The sequence below is a fragment of the Paraburkholderia sp. Ac-20340 genome, assembly GCF_017104965.1.
Taxonomy (GTDB): domain Bacteria; phylum Pseudomonadota; class Gammaproteobacteria; order Burkholderiales; family Burkholderiaceae; genus Paraburkholderia.
In genome coordinates this window covers 19507-36945 of record NZ_JAAGPR010000009.1, presented here as the reverse complement: position 1 = coordinate 36945, position 17439 = coordinate 19507, and the positions used below count along the sequence as shown (strand labels likewise).

Genomic DNA, 17439 nt, shown 5'->3' with positions numbered 1-17439 from the left:
GGCATTTTGCATCGCGAGACAGGCGCACGGGTTAACCCGCGAACAGGCGGCGAACGCGTGCGAACTGGGTCGAATCCGCCTCGATTCATGCGCGCTCGAATTCGCCTGGGCAGATCGATGGCGACCTGGCTCGCGACTGACAAATGGTATCGCTATCATGGCTGTTCTGGCCGCCGCGATCCCGCCTTCGACGCGCCGCGCGCGTGCTCTTAATCCTCACTTTTTCGCCTCGCATGAACGCAACGCTCACGCGCTTTCTCGGCATCGATCTTGGCACCGGTTCGCTCAAAGTGGCACTCGTCGATGAGGCGGGCGTCGAGCGCGCCGTCGCGAGCGTCGCTTATACGCTCGATACCCCTGAGCCCGGTTGGGCGGAAATCGACGTCGAGCGCTGGTGGCGCGCGCTGATCGAGGCGTGCGCGCGCCTGCCAGCGAACGAGCGCGCGGCCGTGCGTGCGATCGGCTTCTCCGGGCAGATGCACGGCGTGGTGCTCACCGATGCAGCCGGGCGCGCGTTGCGTCCCGCGATGCTCTGGCCGGATACGCGCGCGCATGGCTTGCTCGACGCGTGGCTCAGCGATTCCGAAGCCGATACCGATGGCGTCGCGTCGAACCCGGTCGCGCCCGGCATGGCCGGCCCGTTGCTGCGCTGGGTTGTGCAAAACGAGCGCGCAATCGCCGATGCCGCGCGCTGGGCGCTGCAACCGAAGGACTGGCTGCGCGTGCGCCTTGCGGGTGCGGCGCAATCGGCTTTCGTCGCCGATCCCTCGGACGCCTGCGCGACCGCGCTCGCCGCGCCCGACGGCGCGTGGGATGTCGCCCTGATCGAGCGGCTGGGTTTGCCCGCGCGCTGGTTTGCGCCGCTGGCCGCCTCGGGCGCGGCAAGCGGCACGCTGGCCGCCGATGCCGCCGACGCGCTCGGCTTGCCGCCAGGCGTCGTGCTCGCGACCGGCGCGGGCGACACGCCCTGCGCGGCGCTTGGCAGCGGTCTGGCCGAGCACGGCGACGCGCTGCTCACCACCGGCACCGGCGGCCAGATTCTCGTCACCTCGCGCACGATGCCGCCCGCGCGGCGCGGTCTGCATCGCTACCGGTCGGCGAGCGGCGGCTGGTACGCGATGGCGGCGATGCAGAACGTGGGCGTCGCGCTCGAAGCGGCGCGCGGCTGGCTCGCCTACGATTGGGCGCAGGCGTACGACGAGGCGTTCGCCGTATCGGCATCGTCGACGCTGGCGTTCCTGCCTTATCTGAGCGGCGAGCGCTCGCCGTGGCTCGATCCCGCTGCGCGCGGCGGCTGGATGGGCGCGGGACTCGGCGATACGCGCGGCGTGCTGATGCGCGCCGCCTTCGAAGGCGTGGCCTTCGCCTTGCGCGCGGGGCTCGACGCCTTGCGCGAAGCGAACGCCGATGGCCCCGCGTCCATCGCCACGCTCAAGCTCGCGGGCGGCGGTTCCGTCGATGCGCGCTGGCGGCAACTGCTGGCCGATACGCTCGGCGCGCAACTCGATGCCATCGACTGTCCGAACGCGGCCACGCGCGGCGCGGCGCTGCTTGGCGGCGTGGCGTACGGGCATTGGCGCATCGACGAACTCGCCGCGCTTGCGCCGACCGCCACGCGCGTCGCGCAGCCGCGTCATGACGATGCGCTCGCACGACAACTCGCCCAGCGCTACGCGCGCTTCATCGATCTCTATGGCCGCGTGCGGAGCTGGTTTGCCGCATGAGCGCCGCCGAACATCACTGAACACGGTATCCACGGAGAAACCATGCTGATCCTGATTGAAGAACACGCCTGCTACGACGGCGTGCAGCGCATCTACAAGCACGACTCGGAAACCATCGGCCTGCCGATGCGCTTTTCCGTCTTCCTGCCGCAGCAGGCGCGCACGCAGAAAGTGCCCGGTCTGTTCTATCTCGCGGGCCTGACCTGCACGGAAGAAACTTTCCCGATCAAGGCGGGCGCGCAGCGCTTCGCCGCGCAGCACGGCATCGCGCTGATTTCGCCGGACACCAGCCCGCGCGGCGCCAATGTGCCGGGCGAAGCGGATGCCTGGGACTTTGGCGTGGGCGCGGGCTTTTATCTCGACGCCACGCGCGAACCGTGGTCGACGCACTGGCGCATGGGCAGCTACGTGCGCGACGAACTGCGCGAAGCGGTCACCTCGACGCTGCCGGTCGACGGCGACCGTCTGGGCATCTTCGGCCATTCGATGGGCGGCCATGGCGCGCTGACGCTCGCGCTGCGCAATCCGCAGATTTATCGCTCGGTGTCGGCGTTTGCGCCGATCGCCGCGCCCACGCGCTGCCCGTGGGGCGAGAAGGCGTTCTCGGGCTATCTGGGCGACGACCGCGAAGCGTGGAAGCAGTACGACGCCAGCGAACTCGTGGCGCACGCGGCGCGCAAGTTCGAGGAAGGCATCCTCGTCGATCAGGGTCTCGCCGATCAATTTCTCGCCAACCAGTTGAACCCGGACGTGTTCGAAGCCGCCTGCGCGGCCGCGGGCCAGCCGCTCATGCTGCGTCGCCATGAGGGCTACGATCACGGCTATTTCTTCATTCAGAGCTTTATCGAAGATCACATTGCGCATCACGCGCGCGTGCTGCTGAAGTAAGCCGGAGCGGGCGTTGCGGGCACGGAGTCTGATGGAATCCGACCCCGTGCGAAACTTTGAAATCTGGTCAGGTTGGTACTATTATCTGGTCAGATTGATCTTTTTCTGGAGTCCACGGCCATGCCCGCATCTCTTCTCGATCCGAAAGCCAGCAAGGAAACCGCCGAGCGACGCAAGGTCGATTTCCAGGCGGCCGTGAAGGCGATTGCCGCGCGCGTGGGCGCGACCAGTGTGGACACCGCCGGCACGCCCATCTCGGCGTTCAAGACGAATTATTCGAGCGTGCTCAAGCGCGTGAAGTCGGGCTCGGTCGAGATCGTCAACCAGGGCCAGGAGCCGTTCATCATCCTCGGTCTCGATCAGGCCGTCGCGCTCATGTCCAACACGGTCAGCGACCGCACCGTGGCGGAAGTGTTCGCCGGGCTGCCTTCGGTGCCGGCTTCGGGCAAGCTGCCGCGCGACGTGTCCATCGACGCCGAAGATCACTACCGCGTGCCGCGCTAAAGACACGCTCGCGTGCGTGTCCAGCGCGGCATCCGGCACGCCACTCCAAAGACAACTGCAGCGACAACAACAACCCGGGCCGTTCATGCCGAGATTCCTGTTGAGCACCAATACGCTCATCGACATGTGTATCGAAGACACCGCCTCGCGCAAATGGATCGAAGGCGGCGTGAAGGCGCGCGACATCAATCTGAGCGTGATCAGCGTGGCGGCCGCGCGCCAGGTGATTGCCCAGCACAAGACCAGCGAACCGCGCCGCGCGGCGTTCCGCAAGGCGCTCGAAGCGCGGCTGGCGGCGCTCGTCGACGATGGTTCGGTGCTGCTGCCGTTCGGCGTCAACGAGGCCGTCGAGTGGGAGCAGTGGCGCGGCCATCAGCCGCTCGAAATCGAGAAGGGCGGCAAGCGCTATCCGGTTGGCCAGGACACGCGCATGGTGATCGCCACGGCGGTCGCCAACGGCTGCACGCTGGTCGAGCCCGAAGAAACGTACCACCGCGAGCTGCGCAAGCTGCAGGTGGAAGTCGTTTCCTTGCTGGAGGAATAGGGCGTTGGACGACCAGTTCCGGGTGCCCGACGGCCGGCTCACCCCGGCGCCCGTCTGCACGCGCGTGCTGAGCCTGTCGGGCGGCGGCTATCGCGGCCTGTACACGGCGCGGCTGCTCGCGCGCATCGAGGAAAGCGACAAGCTCGGGCGTGGGCCGATCGGCTCGCGCTTCGATCTGATCGCGGGGACGTCGGTGGGCGGCATTCTGGCGACGGGTCTCGCCGTGGGCGTGAGCGCGCGGGATCTCTACCTGATGCTCGCCCAATGGGGCCCGACGATTTTCCCGAAGCTCTCGCTGCGCACCTTGCGCAAGCTTTTCAGCGAGAAGGTCTATGCGGCCGAGCCGCTCGAACGGGCGATCGTCGCGTGTCTGGACGGCTATGCGAACCAGCGTCTCGCCGATATCGACAAGCCCTTGATGCTCACGACCGTGAGCTGGTCGCTCGGCGAATTGCGCCTGCTGCGCAGCCGCGGTCTCGCGGGCGATGACGCCGATACCTGCACCTTGCTCGACGCCACGCGCGCCACTTCCGCCGCGCCCGCGCATTTTCCGGCGCTGCTGCTCGACGACGACTGGCACGTGGACGGCGGCCTCGCCGCGAATTGCCCCGATGCGCACGCGCTGAATCAGGCGCAGCGGCGCGGCGTGCCGGTGCGCATGTTGAGCGTCGGCACCACGGGCGTGCGTCATCGCAGCGTGCCGAGCCGTCTGCCGCTGCGCGGTCTCGCGTGGGCGCAGCCCGCGCTCGCGCTGAGCATGGAGGCGCAGGCGCGCATGGCGCAGGCGAGCTGCGCGCGCGAGCTACAGGAGCGCTATCTGCATCTGGACAGCGATGCAGGCGCCGATCAGGAAGTGCTGCGCGGCCTCGACATCGCCACGCCCGACGCCACGGCGGCGCTCACGCGGCTGGCGGATCAGCGTTTCGAGGATCTGCTCGCGAACGCGGATGAGTTGCGGCGTCTGCGTCTGATCATGGGCGACGGCTGAAGCGGCGCGACTCACGTCAAAACGGCGTTGCGCCTTGCGGTGCAACGCCGTTTGCGTGGGTGCTTCAGCGCGACGCGCTTAGCGTCGGCGCAGCAGGCTCGCGCCGTAGACCAGCGCGGCGAGGGCGGTGATCCAGAAGCTCGTCGGCCAGTCGGTGTAGAAGGCGAGCGTGACGCCGATCCACGCCTGCGCGAGCGCCAGCAGCGCCGCGAGCACGAGACCGGCGGACAGCCGCGTCGTGAGGTTCTGCGCGGCGGCGGCGGGGCCGACCATCAGCGTGAACACCAGCAGCACGCCGACGATCTGCGTGCAGGCCGCCACGGCCAGCGCCGCGATGGCGAGAAACAGCACGGAAACCAGCCGCAGCGAAACGCCCTTGGCTTCGGCCAGTTCCGGTTGCAGCGAAGCGAACAGCAGCGGACGCATGATGGCCGCGAGCGCCACGAGGCTCGCCACGGCCAGCGCCGCGAGCGCGCCGAGCGTATCGCGGTTCACGCCCAGCACGTTGCCGAACAGCAGCGCCGTGACCTGGGTGGCGTAAGCCGTGAAGAAGTGCAGAAACAGCAGGCCGAAGCCCAGCGCCAGCGAAAGAATCACGCCGATGGCCACATCGCGGCCCGCGAGCTTTTCGCCGAGCGCGCCCATCGAAATCCCCGCGGCGAGCGTAAAGCCGACCATGCCCCACATCGGCGAAATACCGAGCAGGACGGCGCCGGTGGCGCCCGTGAAGCCGACGTGCGAGAGCGCGTGACCCGCGAAAGTCTGCCCGCGCATCACCAGGAAGTAGCCGACGATGCCCGCAAGCACCGCGACGATGCCCGACGCCGCGAAGGCGTTCACCATGAAATCGTAATCAAGCATCGTGCGAATGGCCGTGGGCGTTGTTGTTATGGTCGTGCGAGTGGCCGTGATCGTGGCCGTGCGAACCGTGCGAATGGCCGTGGTCATGATCGTGCTCGTGTTCGTGGTCGTGCTTTTCGACCTCGACATCGCCGGACATCACGAAAATGCGGCCCTTCATGCGCATCACCTCGATGGGCGAGCCATAGAGGCGCGAGAGCACCGGCGCGGTGATGACTTCATCGACGCTGCCGAGCGCCGCCACGCCATTGCCCAGATACAGCACGCGATCGAGCGCGTTGAGCAGCGGATTGAGTTCGTGCGCCGAGAACAGCACCGCGATGCCGAGTTCGCGCTGCACGCGGCGCACGAGTTCGACCACGCCGCGTTGATGATGCGGATCGAGGCTGATGAGCGGTTCGTCGAGCAGCAGCAGCTTCGGGTCGCCGAGCAGACATTGCGCGAGCAGCAGACGCTGGCGCTCGCCGCCGGAGAGTTCGGACAGCGGCCGGTCGGCCAGCTTCGTCGCGCCGACGAGGTCGAGCACGCGCGAGACATCGGCGCGCGTGGCGGCGTCGGAGCGGGGCAGGCCCCAGCGATGACCGTCGGCGGCCATCGCCACGAAGTCGCGTCCGCGAATGCGGCGGCTGGCCAGCGCCGTGCGCGTCTGCGGCATATAGCCGATCTTCGCGTTGCCGCGCGCCACCGGTTCGCCGAGCACGCGGATCGCGCCGCGCGAGGCGGGCACGAGGCCGAGGATCGAGCGCATCAGCGTGGTCTTGCCCGCGCCGTTCGGCCCGAGCACGCCGATGAACTCGCCCTGGTTCACCGCGAAATTGGCGTCGCGCAGAATCGTGCGATCGCCGAGCGTGAGCGTCACGCCCGCGACCGTGAGCACCGGCTGCGGCGCGCGGTGGCCGGACGGTGTGGACGCCTGATGAGACGCGTGGGGTGAAGCGGGCGCGGCTTCGGTCATTGCTTCGGTTCCCTGCTGACTGCTTGCTGTTGAGTGTGTATCGAGTACTTATGGCGTGGCGAGCGCTTTGCCCAGCGCATCGAGCTGCGCCAGCATCCATTGCTGGAAGTTCACGCCGGCGGGCTGCGTTTCCGTCACGCTGACCGTCGGCACCTTCGACTGCTGCGCGAGGCCGAGCATGCGGCGCGTGAGCGCTTCGGTCGCCTGGCTGTTGTAGATCAGCACGCGCACGCGGCGCTCGCGCAGATCGCGCTCGAAGGCGGCGATATCGGAGGCGCTGGCCTCGGTATCGTTCATCGCCGCCAACTGGAAGCGCAGGTTGCGCATATCGAGGCCGATCGCATCCGACATATAGCCGAACACCGGTTCCGTCGCCGTCACCGGCTGGCCTTTGTACTGCGCGCGCAGCGCCGCGACCTTCGCGTCGATCGGCTTGAGCGAGGCGAGAAACGCCGCAAGGTTGGCATCGTACACGCTCTTGTGCGCCGGGTCTGCGGCGTCGAGCGCTGCGCCCACGGCGCGCGACACGGCGGGCATGGTCTGCGGGTCGTACCAGAGGTGCGGATTGTCGCCGGCCTTCTTGCCGACCAGATCCGCCGCGACGATGGTGGCGCGCTGGCGGCTCTGCGCGGCGGTCGCGCCGAGCAGTTTGGTCATCCACGGATCGTAGTCCGCGCCGTTGTAGACCACCACGCGGGCATGCTGGAGCGCGCGCGCGGTCTTCGGGCTGGCTTCGAAGAGGTGCGGGTCCTGGTCGGGATTGCTCAGGATGCTCGTCACGTTCACGTAGGCGCCGCCGATCTGCTTGACCACGTCGCCGTAGAAGTTCTCCGCGGCGACCACGGGAATCGCGTTATCCGTGGCGAGCGCAGCGTGCGCGGCGCTCATCGAACCGAACAGCGCACCGAGCGTTGCGACAACCGCCATGGCCGAACGGAAGGCGGGCTTGAGCAAAGCCGCAGCAGCGGCCGGCCGGCGGCGCGTGCGCAGCGTCGCGCGGGGAAATGCGAGCATGGTTCTATCCTTGACGTGAGCGAGGCGTGAGAACAAGGTCCGGATGGCGTCGGGGCAGGACGCGCAGCGACCCGGAGAAGGCAAAAATCCGTGAAGGCGCGATGATATAACGTAACGCGAAAGTTGGCGAGCGAGCCCGGCAGAGGTGCGAGCGTCAATCTGTGCGAAAAGCGCCTGCCGGGCGCGGGAAATGCTGTACATCCGACGCTCTATCGAGGCTCGGCAGGCCGCTTGCGCGCCGCACCATCGAAATCCGCATCGATGGCGTTTGTCCGCCTTGACATGTGTGCGTGCGTATCCGATCATTCGACCACCAAGAGAGCAAATGTTCATGCGATGAGCGAGTGTTCAGGCTGAAGGCCTGGTGGCGTCCATCCGCAGAACGACATCGGAGACAACCTGTGGCACATCCCGCGTACCCGGCGGCAGGACGTTTGCAGGACAAGGTGGCCGTGCTGACCGGCGCGGCAAGCGGTATTGGCGAAGCGGTTGCGCGTCGCTATCTGGACGAGGGCGCGCGCTGCGTGCTCGTCGACGTGAAGCCGGCCGATGGCATCGCGCCCGCGCTCAGCGAACAATTCCCCGAACGCGTGCTCGCGCTCAGCGCCGACGTCACGCGGCGCGACGACATCGCGCGCATCGTTTCATCGACGCTCGAACACTTCGGCCAGATCGACATTCTTTTCAATAACGCGGCGCTGTTCGACATGCGCCCGCTGCTCGACGAATCCTGGGATATCTACGACCGTCTCTTCGCCGTCAACGTGAAGGGCATGTTCTTCCTGATGCAGGCCGTCGCGCAGCGCATGGTCGAGCAGGGCCACGGCGGCAAGATCATCAATATGTCTTCGCAGGCCGGACGGCGCGGCGAAGCACTCGTTTCGCACTACTGCGCAACCAAGGCGGCGGTGCTCAGCTATACGCAATCGGCGGCGCTGGCGCTGGCGCCGCATCGCATCAACGTGAACGGCATCGCGCCGGGCGTGGTGGATACGCCGATGTGGGAGCAGGTGGACGCGCTGTTCGCGCGCTACGAAGGGCGGCCGCTGGGCGAGAAGAAGCGTCTGGTGGGCGAAGCGGTGCCGCTGGGCCGCATGGGTCTGCCCGCCGATCTCACGGGCGCCGCGCTCTTTCTCGCTTCTGCTGACGCCGATTACATCACCGCGCAGACGCTCAACGTGGACGGCGGCAACTGGATGAGCTGAACCGGCGGAGCGTTCCGGCGGCATCGACTCGAGCGGTACCTCAGGCACTAGAACCCTGCAATCGGGCAGGCAGCACGACATAACGTAACAAACAAAGGAGACAACGCCATGAAACCCGCTTTCAAAACCGTGCTGCGTTCGATCAGTGCGGGCGCGCTGATCGCTGCGGCCGGTGCCGCGCACGCGCAGACCGTCACGGTCGCCATGTTGAACAACCCGGACATGATCGAGCTGAAGAAGCTCTCGCCGGCCTTCGAGAAGGCCAATCCGGGCATCAAGCTGAACTGGGTGATCCTCGAAGAAAACGTGCTGCGCCAGCGCGCCACGACCGACATCACGACCAACAGCGGCCAGTTCGACGTGATGATGATCGGCACCTATGAAGCGCCGCAATGGGGCAAGCGCGGCTGGCTCGCGCCGATGACCGGCCTGCCCGCCGACTACGATCTCAACGACGTCGTGAAGACGGCGCGTGACGGTCTCTCGTACAGCGGCACGCTCTACGCGCTGCCGTTCTACGTCGAAAGCTCGATGACGTATTACCGCAAGGATCTGTTCGCGGCCAAGGGCCTGAAGATGCCCGACCAGCCGACCTACGACCAGATCAAGGACTTCGCCGACAAGCTCACCGATAAATCGGCGGGCACCTACGGCATCTGTCTGCGCGGCAAGGCGGGCTGGGGCGAGAACATGGCCTACGTGACGACGGTGGTGAACACCTTCGGCGGGCGCTGGTTCGACGAGAAGTGGCACGCGCAGCTGACCACGCCGGAATGGAAGAAGGCGGTGGGCTTCTATGTCGATCTGCTCAAGAAGGACGGCCCTCCGGGAGCCAGCTCGAATGGCTTCAACGAAAACCTCACGCTGATGTCCTCGGGCAAGTGCGCGATGTGGATCGACGCCACGGTGGCGGCCGGCATTCTCTACAACAAGTCGCAGTCGCAGGTCGCCGACAAGATCGGCTTCGCGGCCGCGCCGACTGCCGTGACGCCGAACGGCGCGCACTGGCTGTGGTCGTGGGCGCTGGCGGTGCCGAAGTCGTCGAAGTCGCCGGACGCGGCGAAGAAGTTCATCGAATGGGCGACCTCGAAGCAGTACATCGAAATGGTCGCGAAGGATGAGGGCTGGGCTTCGGTGCCGTCGGGCACGCGTATTTCGACGTATCAGCGCCCCGAGTACAAGCAGGCCGCGCCGTTCTCGGACTTCGTGCTGAAGGCGATCCAGACCGCCGATCCGAACCATCCGACTGCCAAGCCGGTGCCGTACACGGGCGTGCAGTTCGTCGGGATTCCTGAATTCCAGTCGTTCGGCACGGTGGTCGGGCAGAGTATCGCGGGCGCGGTAGCCGGGCAGATGAGCGTCGATCAGGCGCTCGCGGCGGGTAACGCCGCCGCCGATCGCGCGGTGGCGCAGGCTGGGTATCAGAAGTAAGCGCAAAAGTAACTGCAGAAGTAAGCGCAGAAATCAGCGCAGAAGCAAGCCTCAAGCTTGGACACGCACGAGCCGCAACCGGCCCCGTGCGTGTCCAGCGCAGCAAGATGCGGCGCCTTGCCCCCGCTCGGCGCGCAACAGAGAAGGGTGGTCCTCATGCGTCATCTCCATCTCCACATGCCTCTATTCAATCGAACCCGAGCGCCCAAGCCGAATGCGAAACAGGTGGAAACCCGCCGCTCGGCGTCGCGCTGGCTCGTCTCGCCTTCGGTCGCCGTCCTGCTGTTGTGGATGACGATTCCGCTTGCGATGACGATCTGGTATTCGTTCACGCGCTACAACCTGCTCAATCCCGATCTCAAGGGTTTCGCGGGCCTCGACAACTACAAGTTCCTCGCGACCGACCCCTCGTTCGTGCCGTCGATCGTGCACACCATCGTGCTGATCGTGGCCGTGCTGGCGATCACCGTGATCGGCGGCGTGCTGATGGCGGTGCTGTTCGACCGCAAGTTCGTCGGCATGGGCATTGCGCGTCTGTTCGCGATTGCGCCGTTCTTCGTGATGCCCACGGTGAGCGCGCTGATCTGGAAGAACATGATCCTGCATCCGGTCTACGGGCTGGTTGCCATCGCGATGCGCTCGGTGGGCATGACGCCGATCGACTGGTTCGCCGAATATCCGCTCTTCGCGGTCATCCTGATCGTGGCGTGGCAGTGGCTGCCGTTCGCGTTCCTGATTCTCTTCACGGCGATTCAATCGCTCGACCAGGAGCAGAAGGAAGCCGCGAAGATCGACGGCGCCGGCGCGATCTCGCTGTTCTTCTACATCACGCTGCCGCACCTGCGCCGCGCGATCGCGGTGGTGGTGATGATGGAGTCGATCTTCCTGCTGTCGATCTTCGCCGAAATCTACACGACCACCGGCGGCGGCCCCGGCAACGCCACCACCAACCTCACTTACCTGATCTACTCGATGGGCCTGCAGCAGTTCGACGTGGGCATCGCATCGGCGGGCGGCATTCTGGCTGTCGTGCTGGCGAACATCGTGTCGTTCTTCCTCGTGCGCATGCTCGCGCGCAACCTCAAAGGGGAGTACGAAAAATGAGTCAAGTTACCGCTACGCATGCACCGCAGTCGCCGCACGCGGTCAATCGCGCCTCGCCGCTGCAGTTCATCGGCCGCGTGGTGCCGGGGCTGCTCGCGTGGATCATCGCCATCGCCTTGTTCTTCCCGATCTTCTGGATGACGATCACGGCGTTCAAGACCGAGCAGCAGGCGTATATCCCGACGATCTTCTTCATGCCGACGCTCGACAGCTTCCGCGAGGTGTTCGCGCGCAGCAATTACTTTGCGTTCGCGTGGAATTCGGTGCTGATCTCGGCGGGCGTGACGATCGTCTGCCTGCTGCTCGCCGTGCCGGCCGCCTATGCGATGGCGTTCTTCCCGAACCATCGCACGCAGAAGATCCTGCTGTGGATGCTGTCGACCAAGATGATGCCGTCGGTTGGCGTGCTGGTGCCGATCTATCTGCTGTGGAAGAACACCGGGCTGCTGGATTCGGTGAGCGGGCTGATCATCGTTTATACGCTGATCAATCTGCCGATTGCCGTGTGGATGTCGTACACCTACTTCAACGAAATTCCGCGCGACATTCTCGAAGCCGGGCGCATGGACGGCGCGGCCACGTGGCAGGAAATCGTCTATCTGCTCATGCCGATGGCGGTGCCGGGGCTCGCATCCACCGCGCTGCTTTTAATCATTCTTTCGTGGAACGAAGCATTCTGGAGCATCAACCTGTCGAGTTCGAATGCGGCGCCGCTCACCGTGTTCATCGCTTCGTATTCGAGCCCTGAAGGGCTGTTCTGGGCCAAGCTCTCTGCCGCTTCGCTGCTGGCGGTGGCGCCGGTGCTGATCGTCGGTTGGCTCTCGCAGAAGCAACTCGTGCGCGGTCTTACCTTCGGAGCGGTCAAGTAATGGCGAATGTCGCAATAGAAGCGCTGATCTGCGACTGCGACGGCGTGCTGATCGACAGCGAAGCCGTGGCGGCCAGCGTGCTGGTGCGCGAGCTGGAAGCGCGCTGGCCCGGTGCCGCGGTCGCGCCGGTGCTGATGCCGCTGCTCGGCCAGCGTATCGAGCGCGTGCTGGGCGGCACGAGCGAAGCGCTCGGCCGGCAGTTGAGCGAAGCCGATGTCGCGGCGATCCGCGCCGTGGCCGAACGCGAAGCCGCCGAAGCGCCGCTCTTTCCCGGCGTGGCGGCGGCGCTGGAAGCCATTTCGCTCACCAAGGCCTGCGCGAGCAACAGCTACACCGCCGTGGTGCGCGGCGTGCTGGCGCGCAACGATCTCACGCGCTTTTTCGGCGAGCGTATTTATTGCGCCGATATCGTCGCGAAGCCCAAGCCCGCGCCCGATGTGTATCTGGCCGCCGCGCGCGGGCTGAACGTCGCGCCGCAGGCCTGCATCGTGGTGGAGGACAGCGTGACGGGGGTGAGCGCCGCGCGCGCGGCGGGCATGACGGTGCTGGGTTTCGTCGGCGGCGCGCACGTGGGTGGCGACGCGCACGCGCTCGAACTGCGCGAAGTGGGCGCGCAGGCCATCTTCGACGATATGCGCATGCTGCCCGCGCTGGTGGCGGAGTGGATCGACAGGACGCAGGCGCGCACGGCGTGATGCGCTGTGCGCGTTGCCGCGCCCCGAACTGAACGTGCTGAAAAACGCGGTGCAAGGTGCCACACGGTCGAGAACCGGCACCTGCCGCAATGAACGGAGACACACATCATGGCAAGCGTGATCCTGAGAAACGTGCTCAAGCGCTACGACGAAACCGAAGTCCTGCGCGACGTGAACCTCGATATCGGCGACGGCGAATTCGTCGTCTTTGTCGGCCCGAGCGGCTGCGGCAAGACCACGCTGATGCGGATGATCGCGGGTCTGGAAGACATCAGCGCCGGCGATCTGATGATCGACGGTACGCGCATGAACGACGTGCCGCCCGCCAAGCGCGGCATTGCGATGGTGTTCCAGTCGTACGCGCTGTATCCGCATATGACGCTGTACGACAACATGGCGTTCGGCCTCAAGCTCGCGGGCGCGAAGAAGCCCGAGATCGACGCGGCCGTGAAGAATGCCGCGAAGATCCTGCACATCGACCATCTGCTCGATCGCAAGCCCAAGCAGCTTTCGGGCGGCCAGCGTCAGCGCGTGGCGATCGGCCGTGCGATCACGCGCAAGCCCAAGGTCTTCCTGTTCGACGAACCGCTCTCGAATCTCGACGCCGCGCTGCGCGTGAAGATGCGCCTGGAATTCGCGCGCCTGCACGACGAACTCAAGACCACGATGATCTACGTGACGCACGATCAGGTCGAAGCGATGACGCTCGCGGACAAGATCGTCGTGCTGTCGGCGGGCAATGTCGAACAGGTCGGGAGTCCGAACCGTCTTTATCATGCGCCGGCCAATCGCTTTGTCGCGGGCTTTATCGGCTCGCCGAAGATGAACTTCTTCGAAGGCCAGATCCAGCAGGTCGATAGCGACGGCATCGTGGTGCGCTATCCAACCGGCGAAACGCAGAAGGTCTCGGTCGAGCCGCGCGGTGCGCGCGAAGGCGACAAGGTCACGGTGGGCATCCGCCCCGAGCATCTGCATGTCAATGCGGGCGAATACGGTGCGAGCGCGAAGGCGATGACGGTGGAGTCGCTGGGCGACGCCGCCTATCTCTACGCCGAATCGCCGGTCGCGCCCGATGGCCTGATCGCGCGCATTCCGCCGCTGGAAAAGCACGAACGCGGCGAGACCATGAAGCTGGGCGCGACGCCCGATCACTGCCATCTGTTCGATGCGCAAGGGCTGGCGTTCGAGCGCCGCTTCGCGCAGGAACTCGCGGCTTGAAGTTTTGGAGTGGTCGTTAGTCGTTGTCCGAGGTTGCCTTGCCCCAACCAAGGGACGCCCGCTTTCGAGCGGGCTTTTTTTTGCGCGCTTTTTTGCTCGCATTCTGTGCACATGCAAGCGGCGAAAGGTGGACGGGCGCTATGATCCTGCGTCCGGGTCTTTATAGCCATGCCATCATGATTCGCAAGATCGCGTCGATCGCGAGTGTCCTGGCGATATCGCCGTTTCTCGCCGCCATGTCCGCACACGCAGCCGATGCGCCGACCGTTGTCGTGCAGCAGGTCGAAGCGCGCCTCGACAATCAGCACGAACTGCAACCGCCGATCATCGACGCAAATCCGGTCATGCCTGGCGCGTGGGTCTATTTCACCGATAACCTGACGAAGCGTCCGGGCCAGCGCGGCGAGAATCGGCCCTACACGCTGGACGCGCATCTGATCTACCAGGACGCCGATCAGGCCTGGCACGATCAGCTATTCGACCGCTACGAAGAGGACGGCGGCATTCCGAAGATCGCGTCGGTGTTCTTCGCGCACGCGGATCAGACGCCGCGCAGCAAGAGCCTGATCGTGCTCGTGCAGACGCCGCAGCAGCACGACGACTACGGCGGCGATTCTTACGACGGCTATGTGTACAGGCTGACGGGGTCCGCTGCGCAGGGCGCGGTGTTCGTGGGCCTGCAGAACGACGCCAGCGCGCCGTTCATCGGCCAGTGTCAATGCGGCTTTCGCGACGGCCACACGGAGCACGCGCGCTATCCGAATGCGGACGCGATCCGCCGGGCGCTGGCGCAGACGTATCCGCTCAAATAAAGCGCGTCAGACTTTCTCGCCCAAGGCCGCGCGCGCGCTGGCTTCGTCGGTCACGAGACCCGAAAGCCAGCCGCCCTTGAGCGCGGCGATCAGCGCTTCGCGCTTGCGCGCGCCGCCCGCGAAACCAATCGTCGGGCGCTTCGGCGGCGAATCCAGATGCAGGCTCGTCACGCGCCGCCCGGTCGGCGAATCGACGCGGCGGCCGCTGGCGTCGATCGGCAGCCCGAGCATTTCGGCGATGGCGCCCAGGCGCATCAACTCGTGCACTTCGTCGGTGGTCAGGAAGCCGTCTTCGTGCAGCGGACAATGCTCGCCGATATTGCCGATACCGACGAAGGCCACATCGGCCTCGCCCGACAGCGACTCGACGATGCGATAAAGGCGGTGATTGCACCACTGCGCGCGCTCGGCTTCGTTATCGGCGATCAGCGGCGCGGGCAGCAGGAAGTGCTTGCCGCCGGTTTTCTCGGAGATATGCAGCGCGACATCGTAGCGATTGGACGAACCGTCCTGCGCAATTGCGCCCACCATCGACACCAGCCGGTGCTGCGGCCGCTCGATCTGCGCGATCTGATCGACGGCGGCCTTGAGCGTGCGCCCGCTGCTCACGGCCACGACCATCGGCCGTTCTTCGTTCAGATAGCGCTCCATCACCTGCGCGCCGGCCACGGCGAGCTTGCGGTCGATGGCTTCCTGAGTGTCGCCGTCGACGGGCACGACTTCGCACATCGCGAGGCCGTAGCGCTTCGAAAGCTGGTCCGCGAGCGCGAGGCAATCGGCCAGTTGATGATCGACGCGCACGCGGATCAGGTTCTTCTCGACCGCGAAGGCAACCAGGCGCTGCGCAACCGGGCGCGAAACCTGCAGCTTTTCGGCGATCTCGTTCTGGGTGTTGCCGGCCACGTAGTAGAGCCACGCGGCGCGGGTGGCGAGATCGAGTTTTTCGGTGGACTTGGGCACGGTGAGATCGGCGCGAATGTTGTGGGATGGCGGGCGGAGTTTACGCGAAACCGGCCGCGCTTACGCCAGCCTTTCGCGCGCGGGATCGAACAGCGGCCGCACGTGCCGGTAAAGCGCGCGATAAGACGCCAGCCGTTCGCGCAACGCCGCGTGACGCGCGGCATCGGGCGTGTATTCGGCCGTCACGGGCGCCTTGGCGAGCACCGCGTCGAAATTGCCGCCCGCCGCGAGCCAGCCCAGACGCGCCGCGCCCAGCGCCGCGCCGGTTTCGCCGCCGCCATGCTGGCGCGTGGGCGTGTCGAACGCGTCGGCGACCAGCTGCGCCCAGTAGGCGCTGCGCGCGCCGCCGCCGAGCATCGACAGCGGACCGACTTCGGTGCCGGCGGCGCGCAGGGCGTCGAGGCCGTCGGTGAGCGCGAGCGTCACGCCTTCGAGCACCGCGTAGCCCAGCAGCGCGCGGTCGCTCGCGTGCGTCATGCCGAAGAACACGCCTTGCGCGTAGGGGTCGTTGTGCGGCGTGCGCTCGCCCGAAAGGTACGGCAGGAACAGCGGCGCCTGTGCGAGCGTGCGCGCGTCGATGTGCTCGACTTCGGCGAGCAGGGTGGGTTCGTCGGTGCCGGTGAGCTTGCAGACCCAGCGCAGGCAACTGGCCGCCGAAAGCACCACGCTCATCTGATGCCAGCGGTTGGGGATCGCGTGGCAGAACGCGTGCACGGCCGAAGCGGGATTCGGCGCGAAACGGTCGCCGATCACGCACAGCACGCCCGAAGTGCCGAGCGAGACAAAGCCGTCGCCCGGCTGCACCGCGCCGATGCCGATCGCGCTGGTGGCGTTGTCGCCGCCGCCGGCCGCCACTACGACGTCGTCGCGCAGACCGAATTCGCGCGCGACAGCAGGCAGCAGCGTGCCGGACGGCGCGCTGCCTTCGGCGAGCGCGGGCATCTGCTCGCGCGTCATGTTGCAGGCGTCGAGCAGGGCGTCGGACCAGTCGCGCTTTGCCACATCGAGCCAGAGCGTGCCGGCCGCATCGGATGGATCGGAGACCTTGCCGCCCGTGAGCTTCAGACGCAGCCAGTCTTTGGGCAGCAGCACGCAGGCGGTCTTGCGGAACAGTTCGGGCTCGTGGCGCGCGACCCACAGCAGTTTGGGCGCGGTGAAACCCGGCATCGCCAGATTGCCCGCCACGCGATGCAGTTGCGGCGCGCGCGCAGTGAGTTCTGCGCATTCGTCCACGGCGCGCATGTCGTTCCAGAGGATCGCGGGGCGCAGCACGGCATCGTCACGATCGAGCAGCACCGCGCCGTGCATCTGGCCGGACAGGCCGATGCCGCGCACTTCGGCGAATTCGCGCGGATGTTTTTCGCGCAGCGCGGCGAGCGCGTGGCGCGTGCCGTCCCACCAGTCGGCGGGATTCTGCTCGGCCCAGCGCGGATGCTCACGTGAAACCGTGAACGGCGAGCCCGCCGTGCCGATCACGCGGCCGTCGGGCGCGAGCAGCAGAACTTTCACTTCGGAGGTGCCGAGGTCGATGCCGAGATACATGGGCGCGCGCGGAAGTCCGCGGTAGTCGTGGGGTGGAGGGGCTACTTTAGCCGCGCGCGCAGGCCGACGCCATGCGCGCCGACCCGGGGGCGCGGCGCGCGCCAGATGGCGAGGAAAGAACGATG

17 protein-coding genes are annotated in these 17439 nt (G+C 66.4%); 12 read left to right on the top strand and 5 right to left on the bottom strand.

Translation table 11 applies throughout. From position 1 onward, the window contains the following. The first annotated feature begins 233 nt into the window (after positions 1–233). The 5 genes from G3N59_RS14355 to G3N59_RS14335 all read left to right on the top strand — a co-directional run bounded on the left by G3N59_RS14355 (position 234) and on the right by G3N59_RS14335 (position 4648). Positions 234–1724 carry an FGGY family carbohydrate kinase gene (locus G3N59_RS14355; RefSeq protein WP_205983295.1) on the top strand — a complete coding sequence of 497 codons (1491 nt, stop codon included), beginning with the start codon at positions 234–236 and terminating at the stop codon, positions 1722–1724. Between the two features lie 42 nt (positions 1725–1766). Further along, positions 1767–2612 (top strand): S-formylglutathione hydrolase, encoded by an 846-nt coding sequence (gene fghA / locus G3N59_RS14350; RefSeq protein ID WP_205983294.1) that lies wholly within the window; start codon positions 1767–1769, stop codon positions 2610–2612. Between the two features lie 120 nt (positions 2613–2732). After that, positions 2733–3116, top strand: a complete 384-nt coding sequence (locus G3N59_RS14345; protein WP_205983293.1) for a hypothetical protein — start codon at positions 2733–2735, stop codon at positions 3114–3116. Between the two features lie 85 nt (positions 3117–3201). After that, positions 3202–3660 carry a hypothetical protein gene (locus G3N59_RS14340; protein ID WP_205983292.1) on the top strand — a complete coding sequence of 153 codons (459 nt, stop codon included), beginning with the start codon at positions 3202–3204 and terminating at the stop codon, positions 3658–3660. 4 nt (positions 3661–3664) lie between these two features. After that, on the top strand, positions 3665–4648 hold the full coding sequence (locus G3N59_RS14335; protein WP_205983291.1) for a CBASS cGAMP-activated phospholipase: 984 nt from the start codon (positions 3665–3667) through the stop codon (positions 4646–4648). A 78-nt stretch (positions 4649–4726) separates the two neighbouring features. Here G3N59_RS14335 and G3N59_RS14330 read toward each other — a convergent pair whose 3' ends face one another. The 3 genes from G3N59_RS14330 to G3N59_RS14320 are packed head-to-tail and all read right to left on the bottom strand — an operon-like array spanning position 4727 to position 7478. After that, a complete protein-coding gene (locus G3N59_RS14330; RefSeq protein ID WP_205983290.1) occupies positions 4727–5509 on the bottom strand; it encodes a metal ABC transporter permease in 783 nt (260 codons plus the stop codon). After that, a complete protein-coding gene (locus G3N59_RS14325; RefSeq protein ID WP_205983289.1) occupies positions 5502–6464 on the bottom strand; it encodes an ABC transporter ATP-binding protein in 963 nt (320 codons plus the stop codon). Before G3N59_RS14325 ends, G3N59_RS14330 begins: the two co-directional genes overlap by 8 nt. A 48-nt stretch (positions 6465–6512) precedes the next feature. Further along, complete coding sequence (locus tag G3N59_RS14320) at positions 6513–7478, bottom strand: metal ABC transporter solute-binding protein (RefSeq protein WP_205983288.1); 966 nt, start codon at positions 7476–7478, stop codon at positions 6513–6515. 401 nt (positions 7479–7879) lie between these two features. Between G3N59_RS14320 and G3N59_RS14315 the strand changes: the two genes are divergently transcribed. The 7 genes from G3N59_RS14315 (at position 7880) to G3N59_RS14285 (ending at position 14812) form a co-directional block, all read left to right on the top strand. Continuing rightward, a complete protein-coding gene (locus G3N59_RS14315; protein ID WP_346777884.1) occupies positions 7880–8683 on the top strand; it encodes an L-iditol 2-dehydrogenase in 804 nt (267 codons plus the stop codon). A 108-nt stretch (positions 8684–8791) separates the two neighbouring features. Further along, positions 8792–10114, top strand: a complete 1323-nt coding sequence (locus G3N59_RS14310) for a sugar ABC transporter substrate-binding protein (RefSeq protein WP_205983287.1) — start codon at positions 8792–8794, stop codon at positions 10112–10114. 156 nt (positions 10115–10270) lie between these two features. After that, positions 10271–11218: a sugar ABC transporter permease gene (locus tag G3N59_RS14305; RefSeq protein WP_205983286.1), complete on the top strand. Its 948-nt coding sequence runs from the start codon at positions 10271–10273 to the stop codon at positions 11216–11218. Then, a complete protein-coding gene (locus G3N59_RS14300; RefSeq protein WP_205983285.1) occupies positions 11215–12087 on the top strand; it encodes a carbohydrate ABC transporter permease in 873 nt (290 codons plus the stop codon). The genes G3N59_RS14305 and G3N59_RS14300 overlap by 4 nt, the downstream gene beginning before the upstream one ends. Further along, the gene (locus G3N59_RS14295; RefSeq protein ID WP_205983284.1) at positions 12087–12782 is read left to right on the top strand and encodes an HAD family phosphatase; all 696 of its coding nucleotides are present in this window, start codon (positions 12087–12089) and stop codon (positions 12780–12782) included. Before G3N59_RS14300 ends, G3N59_RS14295 begins: the two co-directional genes overlap by 1 nt. 108 nt (positions 12783–12890) lie before the next feature. Next, positions 12891–14000: a sn-glycerol-3-phosphate ABC transporter ATP-binding protein UgpC gene (gene ugpC, locus G3N59_RS14290; protein ID WP_205983283.1), complete on the top strand. Its 1110-nt coding sequence runs from the start codon at positions 12891–12893 to the stop codon at positions 13998–14000. A 140-nt stretch (positions 14001–14140) separates the two neighbouring features. Further along, positions 14141–14812 carry a hypothetical protein gene (locus G3N59_RS14285; protein WP_205983282.1) on the top strand — a complete coding sequence of 224 codons (672 nt, stop codon included), beginning with the start codon at positions 14141–14143 and terminating at the stop codon, positions 14810–14812. A gap of 6 nt (positions 14813–14818) precedes the next feature. Here the strand turns inward: G3N59_RS14285 and G3N59_RS14280 are convergent, their stop codons facing one another. Together G3N59_RS14280 and xylB are read right to left on the bottom strand one after the other, a co-directional pair. Next, complete coding sequence (locus G3N59_RS14280; protein ID WP_205983281.1) at positions 14819–15772, bottom strand: sugar-binding transcriptional regulator; 954 nt, start codon at positions 15770–15772, stop codon at positions 14819–14821. A gap of 60 nt (positions 15773–15832) precedes the next feature. Next, complete coding sequence (xylB, locus tag G3N59_RS14275; protein ID WP_205983280.1) at positions 15833–17314, bottom strand: xylulokinase; 1482 nt, start codon at positions 17312–17314, stop codon at positions 15833–15835. Between the last annotated feature and the right edge of the window lie 125 nt (positions 17315–17439).

Excerpts from the sequence above, each read along its gene's own strand:
- fghA (WP_205983294.1), top strand. The coding sequence starts at position 1,767 with ATGCTGATCCTGATTGAAGAACACGCCTGCTACGACGGCGTGCAGCGC.
- G3N59_RS14295 (WP_205983284.1), top strand. The coding sequence starts at position 12,087 with ATGGCGAATGTCGCAATAGAAGCGCTGATCTGCGACTGCGACGGCGTG.
- G3N59_RS14310 (WP_205983287.1), top strand. The coding sequence starts at position 8,792 with ATGAAACCCGCTTTCAAAACCGTGCTGCGTTCGATCAGTGCGGGCGCG.
- G3N59_RS14320 (WP_205983288.1), bottom strand. The coding sequence starts at position 7,478 with ATGCTCGCATTTCCCCGCGCGACGCTGCGCACGCGCCGCCGGCCGGCC.
- G3N59_RS14330 (WP_205983290.1), bottom strand. The coding sequence starts at position 5,509 with ATGCTTGATTACGATTTCATGGTGAACGCCTTCGCGGCGTCGGGCATC.
- G3N59_RS14355 (WP_205983295.1), top strand. The coding sequence starts at position 234 with ATGAACGCAACGCTCACGCGCTTTCTCGGCATCGATCTTGGCACCGGT.
- G3N59_RS14345 (WP_205983293.1), top strand. The coding sequence starts at position 2,733 with ATGCCCGCATCTCTTCTCGATCCGAAAGCCAGCAAGGAAACCGCCGAG.
- G3N59_RS14300 (WP_205983285.1), top strand. The coding sequence starts at position 11,215 with ATGAGTCAAGTTACCGCTACGCATGCACCGCAGTCGCCGCACGCGGTC.
- G3N59_RS14285 (WP_205983282.1), top strand. The coding sequence starts at position 14,141 with ATGATCCTGCGTCCGGGTCTTTATAGCCATGCCATCATGATTCGCAAG.
- xylB (WP_205983280.1), bottom strand. The coding sequence starts at position 17,314 with ATGTATCTCGGCATCGACCTCGGCACCTCCGAAGTGAAAGTTCTGCTG.
- G3N59_RS14325 (WP_205983289.1), bottom strand. The coding sequence starts at position 6,464 with ATGACCGAAGCCGCGCCCGCTTCACCCCACGCGTCTCATCAGGCGTCC.
- G3N59_RS14305 (WP_205983286.1), top strand. The coding sequence starts at position 10,271 with ATGCGTCATCTCCATCTCCACATGCCTCTATTCAATCGAACCCGAGCG.
- G3N59_RS14340 (WP_205983292.1), top strand. The coding sequence starts at position 3,202 with ATGCCGAGATTCCTGTTGAGCACCAATACGCTCATCGACATGTGTATC.
- ugpC (WP_205983283.1), top strand. The coding sequence starts at position 12,891 with ATGGCAAGCGTGATCCTGAGAAACGTGCTCAAGCGCTACGACGAAACC.